Source organism: Kitasatospora sp. NPDC001539, from assembly GCF_040298565.1.
Classification (GTDB): domain Bacteria; phylum Actinomycetota; class Actinomycetes; order Streptomycetales; family Streptomycetaceae; genus Kitasatospora.
On sequence record NZ_JBEPAK010000460.1, the window covers coordinates 1 to 1948 of the forward strand.

The 1948-nt window shown below is 69.4% G+C and carries 1 protein-coding gene; it reads left to right on the forward strand.

The features are described 5' to 3' along the window. Window positions 1-212: 212 nt before the first annotated feature. Complete coding sequence (locus ABT247_RS33245; RefSeq protein WP_350750287.1) at window positions 213-1838, forward strand: peptide ABC transporter substrate-binding protein; 1626 nt, start codon at window positions 213-215, stop codon at window positions 1836-1838. The last annotated feature ends 110 nt before the right edge of the window (window positions 1839-1948 follow it).

The window sequence follows — 1948 nt, forward strand, 5'->3', positions numbered from 1 at the left end:
CCCGGCCACTTCGCCGGGGCCCGGGAGTGGGCTGCGGCCTCACCCCGCCGCGCCCAGCATGGCCCCGCGGCCCCGGCCGCGGGCCCTTCCGTCGTTCCGTCAACTCCAGAGGCGGGTCCGGGCACCCATCCGGGTGCACCCGGCTCGCGCCGTCACCGGGGCGCGCTTCTCATGGGGTGTGATGCGACACACACCCATGAGGAGGGACCTCCATGCCCGTGGCCACCCGCGCCCGCCTGGTCCTCGCCGCTGCGACGTCCGTGGTCCTGGTGGCCACCGGGTGCAGCAGCGGCGGCGGAGGAGGCGGTAGCAGTTCGTCGGACGCCAGCAAGACCTTCAGCTACCAGAGCAGCGAGCCGCAGAACCCGCTGCAGCCCGCCAACGCGAACGAGGTCGGCGGTGGTCGCATCATCCAGAACCTCTTCAAGGGCCTGGTGGACTACGACCCCAGCACGGCGAAGGTCCGGATGCAGGTCGCGGACAAGATCGACACCAGTGACTCCCAGACCTTCACCATCACCCTGAAGGACGGCTGGAAGTTCCACGACGGCACGCCGGTGCACGCCAAGAACTTCGTGGACGCCTGGAACTGGGGGGCCAACCCGGCCAACGCCCAGATCAACAGCTCGTGGTTCTCCGACATCGAGGGCTACCAGGACGTCCACCCCACCAGCGGGAAGCCGACCACGGACAAGATGTCCGGCCTGACCGTCACCGACGACCTGCACTTCACCGTCAAGCTCAGCCACAAGGTCTCGTACTTCGAGTACAAGCTCGGCTACATCGCCTTCTCGCCGCTGCCGGACGGCTTCTTCAAGGACCCGACCGGCTACGGGCAGAAGCCGGTGGGCAACGGCCCGTACCAGTTCGTCAGCTGGTCGCACAACACCGAGGTGGTCACCAAGGCCTTCCCGGACTACCAGGGCGTGGACAAGCCGAAGAACGGCGGCATCGTCTTCAAGATGTACACCACGTCCGAGGCGGCCTACGCCGACCTGCAGTCCAGCAACCTGGACGTGATGGACCAGGTGCCGCCGTCCGCGCTGGCGACGTACAAGAACGACCTCGGCGACCGCGCGGTCGACGCCCCGCAGGGGGCGATCCAGAACATCGGCTTCACGCTCTACCAGGGCGACTGGTCCTCGCCGGACAAGGCCAAGGTGCGCCAGGGCCTGTCGATGGCGATCGACCGCGACACCATCACCAAGACCGTGCTGCAGGGCTCCCGCAAGCCCGCCACCGCCTGGGTCGCCGAGGGCGTCGAGGGCTACAAGGACGGCGCCTGCGGCGACTTCTGCAAGTTCGACCCGGCCAAGGCCAAGCAGCTGATCCAGGACGGCGGCGGTGTCCCCGGCAACAAGCTGCTGATCACCTACAACGCGGACGGCGGCCACAAGGAGTGGGTCGACGCGGTCTGCAACTCGATCCGGCAGAGCACCGGTGTGGACTGCCTGGGCGACCCGAAGCCCGACTTCAAGACCGCGCGCGCGGCGATCACCGGGCACCAGCTCAACGGCGCCTTCCGCACCGGCTGGGTGCAGGACTACCCGCTGAACGCCAACTTCCTGTCCGACGTCTACCGCACCGGCGCGGCCTCCAACGACTTCGGTTACAGCAACCCGCAGTTCGACGACGCGGCCACCAAGGCCGACGAGGCCGCCAGCGTCTCCGACACGGTGACCGGCTACCAGCAGGCCGAGGCCGTGCTGCCGAGCGGCATGCCGGCCATCCCGCTCTGGTACTACCGCACCAACTCGGGCTACTCGACCAAGGTGCAGAACGTGAAGTTCGACTCCTTCGGCAACCCGGTCTGGACCCAGGTCGAGGTCAAGGGCTGACACCCCCGGCCCGCCACCGGGCCGGCGGCGACCCCCGGCCCGGGGCCGGGGGAGCGGGGCCCCACCCCACGCGCGGCCCCGTCCTCCCCGCACGGAGGACGGGGCCCGGC

Excerpts from the sequence above, each read along its gene's own strand:
- ABT247_RS33245 (WP_350750287.1), top strand. The coding sequence starts at position 213 with ATGCCCGTGGCCACCCGCGCCCGCCTGGTCCTCGCCGCTGCGACGTCC.